Source organism: Myxococcus llanfairpwllgwyngyllgogerychwyrndrobwllllantysiliogogogochensis, assembly GCF_006636215.1.
Classification (GTDB): domain Bacteria; phylum Myxococcota; class Myxococcia; order Myxococcales; family Myxococcaceae; genus Myxococcus; species Myxococcus llanfairpwllgwyngyllgogerychwyrndrobwllllantysiliogogogochensis.
The window spans coordinates 1-1814 of sequence record NZ_VIFM01000513.1; the positions used below are offsets into that span (position 1 = coordinate 1).

Sequence of the window (1814 nt, forward strand, 5' to 3'; positions counted from 1 at the left end):
TGGTGGTGGGAGGGTTGTATGGCGGCGGGGGGCCTCCGGACGCGGGCGTCGAGGGCGGCTCGGTGCGGCGCTACACGCTGCTGACCACGGGTGGGCACCGGCTGAAGCTGGACGACGAGAGCCGCACGCTGCGCCTGGAGGATGGCACCGGCAGCTACCTGGAGCTGTCACCGAAGGGGGTGCGGTTGCACTCGAAGGTGGCGATGGAGCTCGAGGCGCCGGGCCAGGACGTGGTCATCCGTGGACGGTCCATTGACTTCCGGAGAGGCTGAATGCGGCTGCTGACCGTGGACGCGCTGGTGGTGTGTGCCCATGAGCTGGGGCGCGTGGGGCTCGTGAACTCGCAGCCCTGGGTGACGGTGGAGCGCCGGCCGCTGCTCGTGCGCGCGGACCCGGAGGGGCGTCCCATCGGCGGGTGTCCCAACATCGGCCCCACCATCAAACCCTGCACCACCACGTTGAAGGTGCAGCAGGGGTACTCCACGCTGGTCACCATCGACGGCAAGCCCGTGTGCCTGGACACGCTGACGGGGCTGACGGACGGCACGCCGCCCGGCATCGTGAAGTACAAGGTCAACGCGCCCGGCCAGATGCTGGTGACGGAGGAGCGATGAGCGCCCCCCGCTTCCGCACCTGGCGCTTCGCGCACCCGGACTTCGAGATGGCGGAGAAGTCCGGCCTGCGCGTGGCTCCCACGGGCCGCGTGGAGATGGTGGAGGAGCACGCCGCCATCCGTCAGGCCGTGCTGCTCCTGCTCACCACGGTGCCCGGCGAGCGCGTCATGCGCCCGGACTACGGCTGTGAGTTGCACAAGCTGCTCTTCGCCAACAACGACGACACCACCGCGGGGCTCGCCATCCACTACGTGCGCCGCGCCCTGGACCGCTGGGAGCCGCGCATCCAGGTGCTCCACCTGGACGCCACCCGGAGCGCGGAGGACGGCTTCCGACTGGACGTGTCCGTCGAGTACCGCGTGCGCTCCACCGGCCGCACGGAGCGGCTGGCCTATCCCTACTCGCTCGCGGGAGGCCCGACATGACGTCGTTGCCGACACCCCGGCTCGACGACCGGAGCTTCTCCCAGCTCGTGGAGCAGGCGCGCTCACGCATCCTCGCCCTGTGTCCGGAGTGGACGGACCTCACGCCGCACGACCCGGGCATGGTGCTGGTGGAGGTGTTCTCTCACCTCACCGAGACGATGCTCTACCGGCTCAACCGGCTGCCGGAGAAGGCCTACGTGGAGTTCCTCCGGCTGCTCGGCGTGCGCCTCCAGCCGCCCGCCGCCGCGTCGGTGCGTCTGCGCTTCTCGCTGTCCCGCGCCTCCGAGCGACCGACGGAGATTCCTCGCAACACGCCCGTCACCCTGTCGCGCGCCGGCGCGGGCGTGGAGCCCGTCGTGTTCCACACGGCGGACGCGGTGACGATTGCTCCAGGGGACACGCAGGTGGAGGTGCTCGCGTATCACTGCGACCCGGTGGACGGGGAGCTCGTGGGCGTGGGCACGGGCCTGCCGGGCCTCACCGTGCAGGCGAAGCGTCCCCCCATCGTCGCGCCCACCGGGGACTCGCTGGACCTCGTCGTGGGAGTGGAGGCGGGGCCCGGGGAATTGGATGCGCGCGCGCCGGCCCGACGCCACGACGGCCGTACCTACCGCATCTGGCGCGAGGTGGAGAACTTCGCGGCGCTGGACTCGAACGAGCCCGCGTACGTGGCGGACCGGATGACGGGCACCATCACCTTCGCGTCCTCGGTGCGCCTGGCCAACGAGACGGGGGCGCTGGACGAGCCGCGCACGCTGGCGGCGGTGCCGGGGGT

At 71.4% G+C, this 1814-nt stretch carries 3 protein-coding genes and 1 pseudogene; all 4 read left to right on the forward strand.

Features of this window, described 5'->3' with window-relative positions; genetic code table 11:
- On the forward strand, nt 1-272 hold a 272-nt coding region (locus FJV41_RS52950; protein ID WP_220137969.1), incomplete at its 5' end, for a hypothetical protein.
- Nucleotides 273-614: a hypothetical protein gene (locus FJV41_RS48945; protein ID WP_141649479.1), complete on the forward strand. Its 342-nt coding sequence runs from the start codon at nt 273-275 to the stop codon at nt 612-614. It begins immediately after the preceding gene.
- Nucleotides 611-1039: a GPW/gp25 family protein gene (locus tag FJV41_RS48950; RefSeq protein WP_141649480.1), complete on the forward strand. Its 429-nt coding sequence runs from the start codon at nt 611-613 to the stop codon at nt 1037-1039. Before FJV41_RS48945 ends, FJV41_RS48950 begins: the two co-directional genes overlap by 4 nt.
- Nucleotides 1036-1814, forward strand: a pseudogene (locus FJV41_RS48955) (hypothetical protein); the annotation flags it as partial. The gene FJV41_RS48950 and the pseudogene FJV41_RS48955, both read left to right, overlap by 4 nt.

Coding starts and splice junctions, on each gene's coding strand:
- FJV41_RS48945 (WP_141649479.1), top strand. CDS start 273: ATGCGGCTGCTGACCGTGGACGCGCTGGTGGTGTGTGCCCATGAGCTG.
- FJV41_RS48950 (WP_141649480.1), top strand. CDS start 611: ATGAGCGCCCCCCGCTTCCGCACCTGGCGCTTCGCGCACCCGGACTTC.